This is a genomic window from Pseudosulfitobacter koreensis (assembly GCF_024733015.1).
GTDB lineage: Bacteria > Pseudomonadota > Alphaproteobacteria > Rhodobacterales > Rhodobacteraceae > Pseudosulfitobacter > Pseudosulfitobacter koreensis.
Map to the genome: position 1 here is coordinate 199,572 of NZ_JANKJG010000002.1, position 18,139 is coordinate 217,710.

The following is an 18,139-nucleotide window of genomic DNA, read 5'->3' on the forward strand; positions in this document are numbered from 1 at the left end:
CCCCGACAGCGCGCTGCGGCAATGCGCTCACCGCAAGTTTACGCGCAGCACCGCGGCACTGGCAAAGGGCATCAGCGCCAGCACCCCCGCACTGATCCCCGCCAGCATCAGCATCGGCGTGGTGGCGTCCAGCCCTTCGGCACTGCGCCGCGCGGCCTCGGCCCCGAAAATCAGCGTCGGCACATAGAGCGGCAGCACCAGCAGCGACAACAGCAATCCGCCGCGCTTGATCCCCACGGTCAGCGCCGCCCCGAAGGTGCCGATCACCGACAGCGCGGGCGTGCCCAGGGCCAGCGACAGCACCAGCCCGCCGTAGCCCGCCACAGGCAGGTTCAGCAGCACCGCCAGCACCGGGGCCGCAACCACCAGCGGCACCCCCGTGGTCAGCCAATGCGCCAGCGCCTTGACGCTCAGCGCCGCCTCCAGCGGCAGCGGCGCCGTCGCCAGCACATCCAGCGTGCCATCCTCGAAATCCAGCGCCAGTATCCGGTCCAGCGACAACAGGCAAGCCAGCAGCGCCGCCAGCCACAGCACGCCCGCCGCGATCCGTCCCAGCAACTCGGGCTGCGGACCGACGCTGAACGGCACCAGCACCACCACGATCAGGAAAAACGCAAGGCCAAGGCCAAAACCGCCCCCCGCCCGCAGCGCCAGACGCAGATCCCGCACCAGCAGCGCCTTCACAAAAACGCCTCGTCACTGGACCCAAATCCAACACCATTCAGCGCCACGCGATAGGGCGTCACGTCCAGCACGGCAGCGTCCAGCCCCAGATCAATATGCGTGGCGATCAGCGCCATGCCACCTGCCGCCAGATGCGCGCGCACGGCACCCGCAAACAGCGCCACCGCATCCGCGTCCAGCGACACGGTCGGCTCGTCCAGCACCCAGATCGGGCGCCCCGTGACCAGCAGCCGTGCCAGCCCCAGCCGCCGCTTCTGCCCCGCCGACAGCGTGCCCGCCAACCGATCCGCCAGCGGCAGCAGCGCAAAGGCCTGCATCGCCTGCTCCACATCGCGCATCCCGAACACCGCAGCCCAGAACGTCAGGTTTTCGCGCACGCTCAGCATCGCCTTCAACCCGTCGGCGTGACCGGCATAGGCGATGCGGTCCTCTGCCCCCGTCACCTGCCCCGACAAAGCGGGCTGCAACCCCGCGATGGTGCGCAGCAGCGTGGTCTTGCCCGACCCGTTCGGCCCGCGCAGCACCAGCGCCTGCCCCGGTGCCAGCGACAGGCTCACACCGGCCAGCACCGGCACGCCACCACGCGCCACGGACAGATCGACAAGGGTTAATTCCATCCCGCAGACCTAGCGGATGGATGCCATGCGGAAAACCCCTTTCAGCGGGGTCACAGGCGCGCTCACTTGGGAAACTTCAGGCGGCAAACTTCAGGCGGGAAAACTCACACGGCAAACCTCAGGCAAGAAACTCACCCGGCGAAACTCAAACCGGCAGCATCGCCAGCGCGATCCGGCGGCCTTCGCTCAACAGCACGTTATAGGTCCGCGCCGCCGCAGGCGACGACATCACCTCGACCCCCACGCCCGCCTCTTCCAGCGGATCGCGCAGGGCGCTCGGAATATGCGCAATCTCGGCCCCCGTGCCGATGAACAGCACATCGACCTGCCCCGCCAGCGCCAGCAGCATGTCGCGATCCTCGAAACCGCCCCAGGCGTGCGTGCCGTCGGCCCCGGTCAGCACCGCGCTTTCGAACACCTCGCCGCCGATGCGGAAAAAGCCGGGGCCATAGCCCTCGATGGGCTTGGCGTCGTTATAGGTCACTTCGTTCAGGCGCATATCAATTCCCCCAGACAGGCAGCCCCATGATCGCAGAGCTTGCCACAACCACATAGGCCACGCCCCGGTATACGCCAGCCTTGTCCGGGTTGAAAATGGCCGCACCGATCATATTCCCGATCATCGCGGGCACCGCCAGCATCAGGCCGATGACGATGGGCACAAGGACCAGATCACCGCGCAAGGCCAGCACGCCGACCAGCAGGAAATCGAACGCGAACAGATACAGCAGCACATTCGCCCGCACCACCGCGACAGGCAGCGCACTGGCCATGTAGAACAGGATCACCGGCGGCCCCGGCACCCCGATCAGCCCGCCGGAGAACCCGGCAAGTGCGCCGATCCCGCCCACCATCGGCGGCGTCAGCCGCCCGGTATAGCGGACCCCCAGCGCCAGGCAGGCGACCAGCGCCAGCGACAGGATGCACACGATATAGCGGTAGGTATCGCCGGTCATCAGCATCAGCAGCGCCAGCCCCACGGGCAACAGGCACAGCGTGCCGACCAGCAACAGGACCAGATCGCGCCGATGCGCCTGACGCAGCGCCTTGGGGACGATGGGCATCGGGCCGAACACATCCATCACCACCAGCGACAGGATGGCCCAGATCGGCGGCATCACCTGTGCGGCGATGGGCAGGTAGATCATCGCGGTCCCGAACCCGGAAAACCCGCGCACGATCCCCGCGATCAACGCGCCAAGACCCAACAGCCAGAGGCCCGGCAGAGCCAAGGCCTCTGACAGGATCTCAGGCATCTATGTTCGCAAACTGCGTGCCCGACCCGCCGTCCTGCTTGGTCCAGTCGCGCTTGACGCCCAGGTACAGCAACACGGTCGAGGCCACGAAGACCGACGAATAGGTCCCCACGATCACGCCCCAGATCATCGCAAAGACGAACCCGCGGATCACGTCGCCGCCCAGCACGAACAGCGCGATCAACGCAATCAGCGTGGTCACCGATGTCATCAGCGTCCGGCTGAGCGTTTCGTTGATCGACAGGTTCAGCACTTCTTTCAGCGGGCGGTTCTTGTACTTGCGCAGGTTCTCGCGGGCGCGGTCAAAGACCACGACCGTATCGTTCAGCGAATAGCCCACGATGGTCAGCAGCGCCGCGATGATCGCCAGATCGAACCGGATCTGCAATTCCGAGAACACGCCGATGGTCAGCACCACGTCATGCACCAGCGCCGCGACGGCACCCAGGGCGAACTGCCATTCGAACCGCAGCCAGATATAGACCAGCACCGCCGCAATCGCGAGGATCACAGCCAGCGCTGCCGTCTGGATCAGCTCGCCCGACACCTTGGGCCCCACGGATTCGACCGAGATGAACCTGATGTCCGGCACGACGGCGGACAGCGCACCCTCGACCGCCTCGATGGTTTCCGTGGTCACCGCCTCTTCGTCGCCCTGCGCCTGGATACGGACCATCGCCACGTTCTGATCCTCTTCGAAACTGGGGTCGAACACTTCGGTGATCGAAATATCCCCCAGACCCAGCGGCGCGATGGCGTCGCGGTAGACACCGATGTCGACCGGTTGCGTGCTCTGCGTGCGGATCGTGGTGCCGCCGCGAAAGTCGATGCCAAAGTTCAGGCCCTGCAACAGGAACGACCCGAACCCGATCACCACCATCAGGGCGGAAATGCCCAGCCACAGTTTCCAGCGGCCAAAGAAATCAACGTTCGTTTCCTGGGGTATCAGCTTCAGACGCATATCAAACCTCGATCTGCTTGGGGCGGCGGCGTTCGTACCACATCACAATCATCAACCGCGTCACGAAGACGGCGGTAAAGACCGATGTGAGAATGCCCAGGCCCAGCGTGATGGCAAAGCCGCGCACCGGGCCGGACCCCATGACGAACAGGATGACGGCGGTGATGAATGTGGTGATGTTGGCGTCCAGAATGGCGCTCAACGCCTTTTCATACCCCAGCTCGATGGCCCGCGCAGGCCCACGCGCCGACTTCAGCTCTTCGCGGATACGCTCGAACACCAGCACGTTGGCGTCCACCGCCATGCCGACGGTCAACACGATCCCCGCAATCCCCGGCAGCGTCAGCGTCGCCCCGATGGAGCTCAGCAGCCCGAAGATCAGCGCGATGTTGATGATCAGCGCGATATTGGCAAACAGCCCGAACAGCCCATAGCTCAGCACCATGAACACCAGCACGGCGGCAAAGGCGACCATGGTCGCGATCTTGCCCGCCTCGATGCTGTCCGCGCCCAGTTCCGGCCCGATGGTCCGTTCTTCAAGGAACGTAAGCTCGGCGGGCAAGGCACCCGCGCGCAAAAGAACCGCAAGGTTGGTGGTTTCCTCGACGTCGAAACGCCCGGTGATGATCCCCGATCCGCCGGGAATATGGCTCTGGATCACGGGGGCACTGACCACCTCGTCATCCAGCACGATGGCAAAGGGGCTGCCGATGTTCTCCGCCGTGTAATCCCCGAACCGCCGCGCACCGGTCGAATCGAACCGGAAATTGACCGCAGGGCCGCCATTCTGGTCAAAGGCAGGCTGCGCATCGACCAGATCCTCGCCCGTCACGACGGCTGCGGTTTCGATCACGTAGAACACGCCGCTCTCGTCCAGCGACGGCACCAGCTTTTCGCCGGGGCCAACGGACGTGTTGGCGTCTGTGGTGCGGGTGATCACGGGGTTGAACGTCAACTGCGCCGTGGTCCCGATGATCGCCTTCAGCTCTGCCGCCGACCCGATGCCGGGCACCTGGATCAAAATGCGGTCCGCACCCTGCCGTTGAATGGTGGGCTCGCGCGTGCCGACCTCGTCGATGCGGCGGCGCACGATTTCCAGCGATTGCTGCAACGTGCGCTCGTCGGTCGCCTGGGTTTCCGCGTCGCTGAGCGTGACGGTGATGACATCGCCCTGCCCGCTGGCCACGATATCGGTCGAACCGGCCCCGGTCAGCGTCTGCACCGGGCGCGCCAATCCGCGAACGATCTCCAGCGCGCGGGCCATGCCCGACGCCTCACCAATGCGAATGCGCAGCGTGCCGGGGTCGCTGTCCAGCAGCCGCACGGTGCCCACGGCGTCACGCTCCGGGCGCAGGGCATCCCGGATCTCGGGCCAGCTGGCCTGCATCCGCGTCTCGTACACATCCTCGACCTGCACTTCGGCCAGCAGATGCGCGCCACCGCGCAAATCCAGCCCCAGGTTCACCAGAGACGAAGGCATCCACGACGGCCACTGTCCCGCCACCGCCTGATTTTCAGGGGTATCGGCACCGATCTCGATGGCGGCAACCGCGTCATTCGACTGCTCGACCCGCGTATAAAACGCGTTCGGCAGTGCCAGCAGCAACCCCAGGGCCACAAGGCCCCAGATGAACAGCCGCTTCCAGAAACCGATCTGTAGCATTTACTTGGCAGGTTCTGTTTTCGAAATCACCTGAGCGATGGTGCTTTGCACGACGCGCACCTTGACGCCATCGGCAACCTCGATCTCAAGCTCGTTGTCTTCCTTGACCTTGACCACCTTGCCGATGATCCCGCCCTGCGTCACCACCTGATCGCCCCGGCGCAACGCCTGTACCATCGCCTGATGATCCTTGACCTTTTTCTGCTGGGGACGGATCAGCAGAAAATACATGATCCCGAAGATCAGAATGAGCGGTACGAATTGGCCGATTGCTTCCATGGAGATAGGTCCTTTTGTCGGCCTCGATCGGCCTGCTGTCGATTTTGGCAGAACCTATGGGCGCGCTGGCATGGGCGCAAGGTGCAATCCGGCACTAATCTGCGGCATCTGGACCCGTTTGGCGCGATCCAGAGGCTACCTTTCGCGCCCGCGATGCGCCATAAGGCGCGCACCGCGACTCAAAGCCAGCACATCGCTCAGAGGATAAAGACCATGCACGACATCCGCGCCATCCGCGAAAATCCAGCCGCTTTTGATGCAGCCCTCGCCCGCCGGGGCGATGCACCGATGTCGTCCGATCTGCTGTCGCTGGACGAAGGGCGGCGCGCAAAAATTCTGGCCGCCGAAACCGCCCAGGCCGAACAGAACAAGGCCAGCAAGGAGGTCGGCGCCGCCAAGGCGCGCGGCGATGACACAGAGTTCGAGCGCCTGCGCGCGCTGGTCTCCGCCAAAAAAGCCGAGATCGCCGAGATGAACGAAGCCGCCAAGGCGCTCGACGCCCAGCTGACCGACACCCTCGCGCGCATCCCCAACCTGCCCGCCGACGACGTCCCCGACGGCAAGGACGAGGCCGACAACGTCGAGGTCACCCGCTGGGGCACCCCGCGCAGCTTCGACTTCACCGCGCGCGAACATTACGACCTGCCCTCCGTCACCCCGTCGATGGACTTCGAGACGGCGGCGAAAATCTCAGGCAGCCGCTTCGTGCTGCTGTCGGGTGCCGTCGCGCGCATCCACCGCGCATTGGCGCAGTTCATGCTGGACACCCATGTCGACGCGAACGACCTGACCGAGGTCAACACCCCGGTGCTGGTCAACTCCGACGCCATGTACGGCACTGACAAGTTGCCGAAATTCGGCGAAGACAGCTATCAGACCACCGACGGCAAATGGCTGGTGCCCACCTCCGAGGTGCCGCTGACCTACATCGCCGCAGGCCACGTGATCGACGAAAGCTATCTGCCCCGCCGCTACACCGCCCACACCTTGTGTTTCCGCTCCGAAGCAGGCAGCGCGGGCCGTGACACCTCGGGCATGCTGCGCCAGCACCAGTTCGAAAAGGTCGAGATGGTCAGCGTCACCCTGCCGCAAGACTCCGACGCCGAACAAAAACGCATGCTGCGCTGCGCCGAGGATCTGCTGGAGCGTCTCGAAATCCCCTACCGCACGGTGATCCTGTGCACCGGCGACATGGGCTTCGGCGCGCGGCGCACCTATGACATCGAGGCATGGCTGCCCGGTCAGAACGCCTACCGCGAGATCAGCTCGGTCTCGACCACCGGCGACTTCCAGGCGCGCCGCATGAACGCGCGGTTCAAACCCGCAGACGGCGGCAAGCCGCAGTTCGTGCACACGCTGAACGGCTCCGGCCTCGCCGTCGGACGCTGCCTGATCGCGGTGCTGGAAAACGGCCAGCAGGCCGACGGCTCCGTCGCTCTGCCGCAGGTGCTCGCCCCCTATCTGGGCGGCAAGACCACCCTCGCCGCCGACGGCACGCTGATCTGATCGGGGCGGTCTGATCGGGGCCTAACCGGGAAACAGCTTTTGCAGACTGCGCGGGCGGTAATCTTCACGCCCGCGCCACCGCGCATCCGTGCTGTCATGCAACTCCCACTTTTGCAGGGGGCCTTCGCGCCACCGCAGGAACCTGTTGCGCAGCCAGCCTTCCTCGGGCACCACGCCTTTCGAATTTACCAACGCATCCCCGTTCACATGCGGAAAGCGTATACCGGTGCCTTGCGTAAGCCCCCGCGCCCCCTCGAAAATCCACAGGAGCGGATAGACCGCAAGCGCCTGCTCGTCCTTGGCACTTCCCCCGACCATACTGTGCGTGCCCACAAACCACACCTGCTGGTACTTGCGATCCGGCCCGGTATCGCCCCCATTCAACCCCGGCTTGTCCTTCAGATCATCCAGATTATCCCATTTCGCAGGCCGATAGAACAGCCGCCGCTCGTCCACCGCAACCGCGTGCCGCGCACTGCGCACCAGGCTCGACAGCGCCATGTCGTGAAACTTGTACTGCCGGTTCCACAGCGACGCGACCGGCCCCAGGATCGACACCGGAATGCCGCGCGCGCCCACCGTGTCCCAGACCCCGATATAGGCGATGTTGACCATCTCCGACCCGTCCGCGCGCCAGTCCAGATCCTCCTGCGAGGTGGCGAACTCCGGCGACAGACGGCGCCGCGCCTCCAGGATATGCCGCTTGTCCGGGTGGTTCTGATCCCCCGGCTTGCGGTAAAGCTCGAACGCCGCGTTGATCCCTTCCGTCGACGTGTCGGTGACGATCCCGCACTTGCGGATCATCCCCGCCACCGACCGCGCGGTAAACGCCCCGCGTGAAAACCCGAAGAGGTAAATCTCGTCCCCGGAACGATAGGCTTCGGCGATGAACTGATAGGCCTGCTTGACCTTGGCATCCAGGCCCCAGCCGAACGCCCCGCCGCCATACTTGTTGAAAAACTTCCGCACCGGCCCGTCAAACCGCTCGTCGGTGCCGATCCCCTTGAAATAGGCCGACACCTGCCCCTGTGCCGGGTCGTTGATCATGGTCAGATGCAGCTTGTGAACACTGGTGGGCTCGCTGATGGTGGGCGAATTCCACGTACCATCACAGAAAACGGCAATACGGGTCATGGCAAAAGTCCTTGGCAGTCAGATGAAATGTATTAGGTGACTGTGACACATCCTCCCTGCCACCATAAGTAGTGAATACCATGCCTCTCGCCATTCTCGTCGCCATTCTCAGCATCGCCTTCGCCGTCTCGCCCCTGCTGGTGCCGGGCTTTGGCGGCTTCGACCCCACCCAGTTCCCGATCCCGCAGGAAAATCCGCCGGTACAGCCCGCGGGCTATGCCTTCTCGATCTGGGGCCCGATCTATCTGTGGCTGATCGTCAGCGCGGTTTACGGGCTGCGCCGGGTTCCGGAATGGTCCGCAATGCGCCAGACGCTCGCCCTGTCGCTGGCCATCGGGGTGCCCTGGCTGCATGTGGCGGTGATGAGCCCGGTCTGGGCCACGGTCCTGATCTGGGCGATGCTGATCACCGCAGTGATCGCGCTCTTTCGCGCGCCGCATCAGGATGCGCCCTGGGCCGCCTGGCCCGTGGGGCTCTACGCGGGCTGGCTCAGCGCCGCCTCCTGCGTGTCGCTGGGGCTGGTCGCGGCAGGCTATGGCTGGATGAGCGGACGCACGGCGGCTTACGTCTTCGTGGGCCTCGCGATCCTGCTGCCGCTTCTGGTGCAAAGCCGTCTGAAACGCGCCCCGACCTACGGCCTTGCCGTGATCTGGGCGCTGATCGCGGTCGCGGTGCAGAACTGGGGCACCGCCACCGGCGTTGCGTGGCTGGCGCTGATCGGCGCGGTGCTGATGGTCATCCCGGTGGTGCGCAGCGCCCGCCTGTAACGCACGCCGCAGGCCCCGCCCCCCGGCTTCTTCTGGCCACAAATATCCCGGGGTCCGGGGCAGCGCCCCGGCCTTACCCTCGTTCCGCCTTACCCTCGTTCCGGCCTTACTCTCGATCCGGCCCTAGCTGCGCCGCCCCTCGGTGTGCTTGCGCAGCTTCGACGGCGGCGCCTTCTTGCGCCCCTTATAGGGGTTCGAATCGTTCTGCCCGCGCATATACAGCCGGATCGGCGTGCCCGGCATGTCGAAATCCACCCGCAACGCGTTCACCAGATAGCGCGAATAGCTTTCCGGCACCTTGTCGGGATGCGAACACATCACCACGAACCCCGGCGGGCGCGTCTTGGCCTGCGTCATGTAGCGCAGCTTGATCCGCTTGCCCTGCGGCGCGGGGGGCGGGTGCGCCTCGACCATGCCACTCAGCCAGCGGTTCAGCGCGGCGGTGGGCACCCGGCGGTTCCACACGTCATAGGCCTTCATGATCGCGGCATGCAGACGGTCCAGCCCCCGGCCCGTCTTGGCCGACACGGTGATCAGCGGCGCACCGCGCAACTGCGGCAACAGCCGCTCGAAGCTTTCCTTGAGATCGCGCAGCTTGTCCTGCTTTTCGTCCTCGATGTCCCATTTGTTCACCGCGATGATGACCGCACGGCCCTCGCGCTCGGCCAGATCGGCAATCCGCAGATCCTGCTGCTCGAACGGAATGGCGGCATCCAGCAGCACCACCACGACTTCGGCAAACTTCACCGCGCGCAGCCCGTCGCCCACGCTCAGCTTTTCCAGCTTGCCCTGAACCTTGGCCTTCTTGCGCATGCCGGCGGTGTCGAAAATCCGCATCGGCACCGCGACACCGTCATCGCCCGCCCAGTCGATCCGCAACGAAATCGCATCGCGGGTGATCCCCGCCTCGGGACCGGTCAGCAGACGCTCGTCCCCGAGGATCTTGTTGATCAGCGTCGATTTGCCCGCGTTGGGGCGTCCCACCACGGCCACCTGCAGGGGTTTTGCATTGGTCGGCACCGGCACGACATCCATGTCGTCCTCGTCCTCGTCCACGATCACGTCGACTTCGGGCGCATCCTCGGCGGCACGTTCCGCGAACTTGTCGGCCAGCGGCATCAGGTGGGTGTAAAGATCGTTCAGCCCCTCGCCATGTTCCGCAGACAGCCGGATCGGCTCGCCCAGTCCCAGGCTATAGGCTTCGATCACACCGGCGTCGGCGGCAGCCCCCTCGCCCTTGTTGGCGGCCAGGATCACATGCGAAGACCGCTTGCGCAGGATCTCGGCAAAGACCTGATCGGTCGGCGTCACACCCGCCCGCGCGTCGATCATGAACAGGCAGATGTCGGCCATGTCCACCGCACGTTCGGTCAGCTTGCGCATCCGGCCTTGCAGGGATTCGTCGGTGGCCTCTTCCAGACCGGCCGTGTCGATCACGGTAAAGCGCAGGTCGGCCAGACGGGCCGCCCCTTCGCGCAGGTCGCGGGTCACGCCGGGTTGGTCGTCGACCAGCGCCAGACGCTTGCCCACAAGGCGGTTGAACAGCGTGGACTTGCCCACATTGGGCCGCCCCACGATGGCGAGGGTGAAAGACATGACAGTCTCCGGTTCAGGTCAGGCGCCGCGATGCGCGCCCCAAAGAGCACGCCCTAGCGCAATTCCGCATCAACGGAAAGCGTGCAATTGCCCGTTGCTGCCGACAACATAGAGCGTACCACCCGCCACGACCGGTGCCGTGGTCGCACCGCCGGGGATTTCGACCGTGCCGACCAGCGCGCCGCTCACCGGATCAAAGCTGCGCAGCAGCCCGTCGGACGATGCCACGCGGACCCGGCCACCAGCCACCACAGGGCCGTTGTGCGAATAGACTTCGACGATCTTCTTGGGCCGGTCCTTGACGTAGTTGGGCAGCGGCACGCCCCAGATCCGGCTGCCGTCCGATGCGTCCAGACGCACCAGCTCGTTGCGGTCGGTGATCGCGAAGATGCTGCCGCCGATGGGATACATCGTGTCGATCGCACCGTCGTTGGCCGTCCACGCGCGCATCCCCGACACCGCGTCGATGGCGACCATCCGGCCCGCCTGGTTGCCTGCATAGACGGTATCGCCCACCACGACCGGAGAGCCCGTGACGTCATCCACCTTCGACAGCGCCCGTCCGGGGCGTTCGCCCAGCACCGACGCATCCCAGCGGCGCAGGCCGCCCTTGCGGAACACCGCCTGCAACTCGCCCGACCCAAAGGCAAAGATCGCCAGATCGTCGGTCAGCGCGGGCGCAGGCGCGCCGAGAATGTTCGACACCGATGTGGGGCCCGTCGCCTGCCAGCGCACCCGGCCCGTCGCCGTCTCGATGGCCCAGCCCGCGTCATCGCCCGCCATCACATAGACCAGATCGCCATAGACCGTCGGCGCGCCCGAGCCTGTCGCGTCCAGTTGCTGCGTCCAGCGCACGCCGCCGGTGCTGGCATCAAGTGCGGTCAGCACGCCGTAGCCTGACGACACGTAAAGCGTGCCGTCCTTGACCGCCAGACCACCGCCCGTCGCAGCCCCCGCGCTGTCACGCGGCGGGCGCACATCGGCCTGCCACAGCGTCGCACCCGAAGTCGATGTCGCCGTCACCGTCGAATCGGCATCGAGGGTAAAGATGCGCCCAGCCTCGACCACAGGATCGGCCGTGATACGCTGGCGGCGGCTGTCGCCGTCCCCGATGTTGGCGCTCCAGACCCGCTGCGGCGTGGCCGACAGCGCGGGGTGCACGGTGCGATAGGCAGGCGTGCCGATGGAATGCGTCCACGACGCGTTGTTCTGTGCCGCAGGCAGCGCAATCGCCCGCGTGGTGTTGGCAGGGGCGACAGCGACCTCCAGATCGGCGGGATCAGGGTTCTGCAACACCGACCGCACCGGCTGGCGCTCGCCTGCCAGGATCACTTCGGGTTCCGTGCAAGCGCTCAGGATCAGGCTGCCACCCAGCGCAAGGGCCAAGGGCAGACGTGCCGCGAAAATGGGTTTCGATCTCATGGCTGTGCTCATTGTGGTTCAGTGTCCCGAGGCAAATTGGTCGTGTATTCAGTTGCCGTTGGCGCCGCTTGCACCAAGGTCGGGCTCCCCACCCAGCGCCACAATCACCTGTAGCGCGCGCTGTTGCAAGTCCGGCGTCACTTCGCTGTCGTCCAGCATCGTCTTGAGGCGGGCAATCGCCGCATCGGCGTCGCCGCTCTCGATTTCGATCATCGCCAGCTGCTCTTCGGCCAGCAGCCGCAGCGGCACGCCCGGCTGGGCCAATGCCTCATATCCGGCGCGGCGCTCTTCGATGGGCATGGTGTCCGCGCCCTGTCCCAGGATCTTGAACGACGCGATCTGGCGGTAGATCAGCGGCACTTCGTTGTTGTTGGCCACCTCCTGCAGACGCGCGGTCGCCGCGTCCACGTCACCGGCCTCGTATTGCTCGGCGGCGGTCAGAAAGTTCAGCACCGCACGCGCCGACGGCTGCCCCGCCTCGATGCCCGCAAAGGCATCCGCGCGCGCGGCAGTGTCCTCCAGGCTCAGCGCGCTCAGCATCGCATCGCCCAGGGCCTCGGCCTCGGCGCGCGCCTGTGCCTTGCGCCACTCGGTAAACGCCGCCCCGCCCACGATCAGCACGATCACCAGCACAGCGATCCAGCCATAGCGGCGCATCATCCCGTACAGACGGTCACGGCGGACTTCGTCGTTCACTTCGTCGATGAAACTGTCGTTGTTGCTCATGGCGCGGCCTCGGCTGTCACAGGGTCCGGCCCTCTGACGGGGCACGGTTTTGCCCCTCTTAACGCGCACATGACCACAAGCCAAGGGGCACGGAAAACGGGCCTTTGCCCCAGCCAGTGCCCAAAGCGGTGCACCAGGGCACGGATTTTTACATCAGCGCCCGAAAATTTTTTGATCTGAACTGGTCAGTTCAGTGTATTTAAGTGCATATACCCGTCAGCGGCCGCACCACATGTGCGACCGGACGAATTCGAATCGGGGCGCATATGCGTATTTTTTCTGTTTTGGCGGCAATTCTGGTCGCAATCATCGTACTGGCTTTCACCATCGAACGGGAGGCCACACTGGCCTTCCTGCGCGGCGATCCGCAAACCGAACAGGCCGCAGCCCAGCAGCAAGAGCCCGCGCCCACAGGTGCCGCCGCCGCCGCAACCCCGCGCATCCGCATCGTCGCCCAGCATTCCGCCGCCCAGGAAATCGACAGCGCGGTGATCCTGCGCGGCCAGACCCAGGCCCAGCGTCAGGTCGAGGTCAGGGCCGAAACCACATCGACCGTGATGTCCGAACCCCTGCCCAAGGGCAGCTTCGTCGACGCAGGCCAGTTGCTGTGCAAACTCTCCCCCGGCACCCGTGGTGCCGCACTGGCCGAGGCGCAGGCGCGCCTGTCCGAAGCCCGCGCAGGCAAATCCGAAGCCGAAAGCCGCGTGCCCGAAGCCCAAAGCCGCGTCGCCGAGGCCGAGGCCCGTCTGGACGAGGCCATGGTCAACCAGAACGCCGCGACCAAGCTCAGCGAAGGCGGCTTTGCCGCCGAAACCCGCGTCAAGAGCGCCGATGCCGCCGTTGCCTCCGCACGGGCGGGCGTGGAATCGGCCCGTTCGGGCGTGCAGGCCGCCAAATCCGGGCTGCAATCGGCAGATGCGGGCATTGAATCGGCACAGGCCGCCGTTGCCGCCGCCGAAACCGAAATCGAACGTCTCGAAATCCACGCCCCCTTCGCGGGCCTTCTGGAAAGCGACACCGCCGAACTCGGCACCCTGCTGCAACCCGGCGCGCTCTGCGCCACCGTGATCCAGCTCGACCCGATCAAGCTGGTGGCCTTCGTCCCCGAAACCGACGTCGACCGCGTGCACGTGGGCGCCATCGGCGGCGGTCGGCTGGCCGCGGGCGGCGACGTTCAGGGCCGTGTGACCTTCCTGTCGCGCGCCGCCGATCCCACCACCCGCACCTTCCGCGTCGAAATCGAGATCCCCAACCCCGACCTGCGCCTGCGCGACGGCCAGACCGTCGAGATCCTGATCGCAACCGACGGCGCGCCCGCGCACCTGCTGCCGCAATCGGCGCTGACCCTCAACGACGAGGGCACGCTGGGCCTGCGCACCCTGTCCCCCGACAGCGTGGTCGAATTCCAGCCCGTCAAGATCGTGCGCGACACGCCCAAGGGCGTCTGGCTGACCGGATTGCCCGAAACCGTCGACGTGATCGTGGTCGGGCAGGAATACGTGACCGCAGGCGTCACCGTCGAGCCGACCTTCCGGGAGGCATCGCAATGACCGGTATCGTCGATTGGGCCGCGTCTCGGGCGCGGATGGTTCTGGCCTTCGTGGTGCTGTCGCTGACCGTCGGCGCGTTCGCCTACATCAGCCTGCCCAAGGAGGGCGAGCCCGACATCGAAATCCCGATGCTGATCGTCAGCGTCACCTTCCCCGGCATCTCGGCGGCGGACAGCGAGACGCTGCTGGTCAAGCCGATGGAAACCGAACTGGCCGACCTGCCCGGCCTGAAAAAGATGACCGCCACGGCGGCTGAAAACTATGCCAACGTGGTGCTGGAATTCGAATTCGGCTGGGACAAGACCGAAGTGATGGCCGACGCCCGCGACGCCCTTGGCAACGCACAGGCGAAATTTCCCGACGGCGCCGAACAATACACCATCGAGGAATTCAACTTTTCCGAATTCCCGATCATCATCGTCAACCTCTCCGGCCCCGTGCCCGAACGCACCATGGCCCGCGTCGCCAAGGACCTGCAGGACGAGCTGGAAACCCTCGACGCCGTGCTCGAAGCGCCGATTTCCGGCAACCGCGACGAGATGCTCGAGGTCGTGATCGACCCCCTGCGCCTGGAGGCCTACAACGTCACCGCCGCCGAACTGGTGAACGTGGTGCAAAACAACAACCTGCTGATCGCGGCGGGCGAAGTCACCTCCGCCACCGGCAGCTTCTCGGTCAAGATCCCCTCGTCCTTCGACGACGCGCGCGATGTCTACGCCCTGCCGGTCAAGACCAACGGCGACCGCGTCGTGACGCTGGGTGATCTGGCCGAAATCAACCTGACCTTCGAAGACCGCGAAAGCACCGCCCGCTTCAACGGCGACGACACGATCGCCCTGCAGGTGGTCAAGCGCAAGGGCTTCAACCTGATCGACACCGCCGATCTGGTCAAGGCAACCGTGGCCGAACAGACCGCCGACTGGCCCGACGGGCTCAAGGCCGCCGTGACCGTCGGCACCTCGAACGACCAAAGCCGCGTGGTCAATTCGATGGTCCAGCAGCTTCAGGGCTCGGTCTTCACCGCCATCGCACTGGTGATGATCGTGGTTCTGGCCGCCCTTGGCCTGCGCGCCTCGCTGCTGGTCGGCTTCGCGATCCCCACCTCGTTCCTTTTGTGCTTCGTGCTGCTGGCGCTGATGGGCATCTCGATCTCGAACATCGTGATGTTCGGCCTGATCCTCGCCGTCGGCATGCTGGTCGACGGGGCCATCGTGGTGGTCGAATACGCCGACAAGCGCCAGGCCGAGGGCGTCGGCCCCATGCAGGCCTATGTCGACGCCGCCAAGCGGATGTTCTGGCCCGTCATCTCCTCCACCGCCACCACCCTCTGCGCCTTCCTGCCGATGCTGTTCTGGCCCGGCGTGCCCGGTGAATTCATGGGCATGTTGCCCGTGACCATCATCTTCGTGCTGTCCGCCTCGCTGATCGTGGCGCTGGTCTATCTGCCCGTCATGGGCGGCGTCACCGGACGGCTTGAACGTTGGGTCTCGCAGGGTGTGGGCCGCATCGCATCCTTGCCCGTGCTCGCCCACATCGGCCTGTTCATGGGCTTCGCCGCACTGGCCGCCCTCGTGATGGCGCTGGCCTTCGTACCGCAACCGACCGAAGGCCAGACCGCCGAAGCCGCCCCGCCCGTCTTCGCCCTGCTGGGCGAGGTTTTTGCCAATCTCGACCAGACCAGCCTGCAATCCATCATGACCACCTTCGCTGCGGCCTTCGGCGTGATCGTGCTGGCCGCCGCTGCGGGCGGCATCGTGCTGGGCTGCATCGGCGTGCTGTTGCTGGCCCTGGTCGCGGTCTTCGCGCGGCTCGGGCGCGGCGGCAAATGGCTGGCGTCCAAGGCCATCGGAAACCGCCGCCAACGTGTGCGCGCAGGCTACCAGCGCTCGCCGTTCGGGCACCTGATGGCCTTCATCGCGGGCAATCCGGTGATGCCGCTGGTCATGGTGGGCGCGGTCTTCGTCTTTGTCGGCACCACGCTGATCACCTTTACCAACAACAACAACGGCGTCGAATTCTTCGTCGAATCCGAACCCGAACAGGCCATCGTCTACGTGATGGCACGCGGCAACCTCAGCCTCGAGGAAAAAGACGATCTGGTGCGCCAGGCCGAAGCGGTGATCCTCAAGCACCCCGGCGTCGCCACCGCCTTCGCCTTTGCCGGAACGGGCGGGCTGAACGCCAACACCGGCGGCGCGCAATCGCCCAAGGACAGCATCGGTCAGGTCCAGATCGAAACCATCCCGTGGGAAGACCGCCCCAGCCACAGCGAACCGGTCTTCACCATTCCGCTGATCGACTACACCTTTACCCGCGCCGTGCAGAACCCCGAATTCGACGGTGACGCGGTGATCGCGGACCTGACCGACCAGCTCAGCCAGATCCCCGGCATCCGCGTCGAGATCCTCAATCTGGCGATGGGCCCCGCCTCGGCCAAACCGGTGCACCTGCGTCTCAAGGGCGACAATTGGGAAAATCTGGTCGCCGCCGCCGGCGCTGCACGCTCCGAATTCGACCGCACCGCCGGTCTGCGCCTGATCGAAGACACCCGCCCGCTGCCCGGCATCGACTGGCAAATCGACGTCGACGTCGAAAAGGCCGGCCGCTACAGCGCCGATGTCGCCACCGTGGGTGCGATGGTGCAACTGGTGACACGCGGCCTGCTGCTCGACACCATGCGCGTCGACAGCTCGGACGAGGAAATCGAAATCCGTGTCCGCCTGCCCGAACAGGACCGGCTGCTCAGCACACTGGATTCGCTCAAGGTCCGCACCTCGGACGGGCTGGTGCCGCTGTCGAACTTCATCACCCGCACCCCCGTCCCCAAACTGGCCGAAATCAGCCGCGTGGGCCAGAAACGATACTTCGACGTCAAGGCAGGCGTGCTGCCCGGCCTGCAAAAGCTGGTGCCCGCCGAGATCACGGGCGCCGACGCCACCACCGCCGACGCCATCGCCACGCTCGGCCTCGCCCCGGACGGCGCCCTGCGCGCCGAGGATGGCACGCGCTATTCCGTGCTCAACGGCACCATGCCCCTCTCCGAATTGCAGGCGGCACTGGACGACGAAAGCCTGCACATGGTCCCGGTCAACGCCAACGAGCGGATCGCGGAAATCACCAAATGGCTCGACACCAAACCCCTGCCCGCAGGCATCGACTGGGAATGGACCGGCGACCAAGAGGATCAGGCCGAAAGCCAGGCCTTCCTCAGTTCCGCCTTCACCGCCGCCCTGGGCCTGATGTTCATCATCCTGCTGGCGCAGTTCAACAGCGTCTACAATTCGCTGCTGGTGCTGGGCGCGGTGGTCCTGTCGACCGCCGGCGTGCTGATCGGGATGATGGTGATGGATCAGGCGTTCTCGATCATCATGACCGGCACCGGCATCGTCGCACTCGCCGGGATCGTGGTGAACAACAACATCGTGCTGATCGACACCTATCAGGAATACGAGCGTTACATGCCGCGGATCGAGGCGATCATCCGCACCGCTCAGGACCGCATCCGCCCCGTGCTGCTGACCACGATCACCACGATGGCGGGCCTCGCCCCGATGATGTTCGGCCTGTCGCTGAACTTCATCGACGGCGGCTTTACCATCGACAGCCCCACCGCGCTGTGGTGGAAACAGCTGGCAACGGCGGTGGTCTTCGGTCTGGGCATCGCCACGGTGCTGACGCTGGTGATCACCCCCTCGCTGCTGGCGATCCGCGTCTGGCTCGGCACCTACGTGCTGTGGCTGTCGCATCTTCTGGCCAAGCTCAGCCTTGGCCGCGCCAGCGCCGCCGCCCGCGACTGGGCCCTGCAACGCCAGGCCAAACGCGCCGACCTGCACGAGATCATCTGGGACGAGGGGATCACCGACACGTCACCCGCCGCCGGGGCCGGTTTCCCCAAGGACCCCAGATTGCAAAGCGGTCTGCGCGCCGCCGAATAGCGCGCGGTTGAACAGAGCGCGCCGCCGAAGGGGCGCCGACGCA

Annotated in this window: 15 protein-coding genes; 4 read left to right on the plus strand and 11 right to left on the minus strand. The window is 65.6% G+C overall.

Going from position 1 to position 18,139, the window contains the following annotated elements; all coding sequences use genetic code 11:
- Positions 1-27 precede the first annotated feature (27 nt).
- From ccmB to yajC, 7 genes are all read right to left on the minus strand, one after another.
- Positions 28-684 (minus strand): heme exporter protein CcmB, encoded by a 657-nt coding sequence (gene ccmB, locus NTA49_RS04085; protein ID WP_258293382.1) that lies wholly within the window; start codon positions 682-684, stop codon positions 28-30.
- Positions 681-1,301: a heme ABC exporter ATP-binding protein CcmA gene (gene ccmA, locus NTA49_RS04090; RefSeq protein WP_258293383.1), complete on the minus strand. Its 621-nt coding sequence runs from the start codon at positions 1,299-1,301 to the stop codon at positions 681-683. Before ccmA ends, ccmB begins: the two co-directional genes overlap by 4 nt.
- Positions 1,302-1,446: 145 nt before the next feature.
- Positions 1,447-1,800 (minus strand): Mth938-like domain-containing protein, encoded by a 354-nt coding sequence (locus NTA49_RS04095; RefSeq protein WP_258293384.1) that lies wholly within the window; start codon positions 1,798-1,800, stop codon positions 1,447-1,449.
- A gap of 1 nt (position 1,801) precedes the next feature.
- Positions 1,802-2,557: a sulfite exporter TauE/SafE family protein gene (locus tag NTA49_RS04100; RefSeq protein WP_258293385.1), complete on the minus strand. Its 756-nt coding sequence runs from the start codon at positions 2,555-2,557 to the stop codon at positions 1,802-1,804.
- Positions 2,550-3,518 (minus strand): protein translocase subunit SecF, encoded by a 969-nt coding sequence (gene secF, locus NTA49_RS04105; protein WP_258293386.1) that lies wholly within the window; start codon positions 3,516-3,518, stop codon positions 2,550-2,552. The genes NTA49_RS04100 and secF overlap by 8 nt, the downstream gene beginning before the upstream one ends.
- A gap of 1 nt (position 3,519) precedes the next feature.
- Positions 3,520-5,181 carry a protein translocase subunit SecD gene (gene secD, locus NTA49_RS04110; RefSeq protein ID WP_258293387.1) on the minus strand — a complete coding sequence of 554 codons (1,662 nt, stop codon included), beginning with the start codon at positions 5,179-5,181 and terminating at the stop codon, positions 3,520-3,522.
- Positions 5,182-5,460 carry a preprotein translocase subunit YajC gene (gene yajC, locus NTA49_RS04115; RefSeq protein WP_258293388.1) on the minus strand — a complete coding sequence of 93 codons (279 nt, stop codon included), beginning with the start codon at positions 5,458-5,460 and terminating at the stop codon, positions 5,182-5,184.
- 213 nt (positions 5,461-5,673) lie between these two features.
- Between yajC and serS the strand changes: the two genes are divergently transcribed.
- Positions 5,674-6,966 carry a serine--tRNA ligase gene (serS, locus tag NTA49_RS04120; RefSeq protein WP_258293389.1) on the plus strand — a complete coding sequence of 431 codons (1,293 nt, stop codon included), beginning with the start codon at positions 5,674-5,676 and terminating at the stop codon, positions 6,964-6,966.
- 21 nt (positions 6,967-6,987) lie between these two features.
- On the opposite strand, the gene NTA49_RS04125 is transcribed toward serS, so the two are convergent.
- Positions 6,988-8,100, minus strand: a complete 1,113-nt coding sequence (locus tag NTA49_RS04125) for a DUF2235 domain-containing protein (RefSeq protein ID WP_258293390.1) — start codon at positions 8,098-8,100, stop codon at positions 6,988-6,990.
- 80 nt (positions 8,101-8,180) lie between these two features.
- Between NTA49_RS04125 and NTA49_RS04130 the strand changes: the two genes are divergently transcribed.
- Positions 8,181-8,867, plus strand: coding sequence for a tryptophan-rich sensory protein (locus tag NTA49_RS04130; RefSeq protein WP_258293391.1), 687 nt, complete (start codon positions 8,181-8,183; stop codon positions 8,865-8,867).
- 123 nt (positions 8,868-8,990) lie between these two features.
- On the opposite strand, the gene der is transcribed toward NTA49_RS04130, so the two are convergent.
- The 3 genes from der to NTA49_RS04145 form a co-directional block, all read right to left on the minus strand.
- Entirely contained in the window at positions 8,991-10,463 is a 1,473-nt protein-coding gene (gene der / locus NTA49_RS04135; protein ID WP_258293392.1) for a ribosome biogenesis GTPase Der, read from the minus strand.
- A 69-nt stretch (positions 10,464-10,532) separates the two neighbouring features.
- Complete coding sequence (locus NTA49_RS04140) at positions 10,533-11,885, minus strand: PQQ-like beta-propeller repeat protein (protein WP_258293393.1); 1,353 nt, start codon at positions 11,883-11,885, stop codon at positions 10,533-10,535.
- A 48-nt stretch (positions 11,886-11,933) separates the two neighbouring features.
- Positions 11,934-12,611: a tetratricopeptide repeat protein gene (locus tag NTA49_RS04145; protein WP_258293394.1), complete on the minus strand. Its 678-nt coding sequence runs from the start codon at positions 12,609-12,611 to the stop codon at positions 11,934-11,936.
- A gap of 266 nt (positions 12,612-12,877) precedes the next feature.
- Between NTA49_RS04145 and NTA49_RS04150 the strand changes: the two genes are divergently transcribed.
- Entirely contained in the window at positions 12,878-14,161 is a 1,284-nt protein-coding gene (locus NTA49_RS04150; protein WP_258293395.1) for an efflux RND transporter periplasmic adaptor subunit, read from the plus strand.
- Entirely contained in the window at positions 14,158-18,096 is a 3,939-nt protein-coding gene (locus NTA49_RS04155; protein WP_258293396.1) for an efflux RND transporter permease subunit, read from the plus strand. The genes NTA49_RS04150 and NTA49_RS04155 overlap by 4 nt, the downstream gene beginning before the upstream one ends.
- The last annotated feature ends 43 nt before the right edge of the window (positions 18,097-18,139 follow it).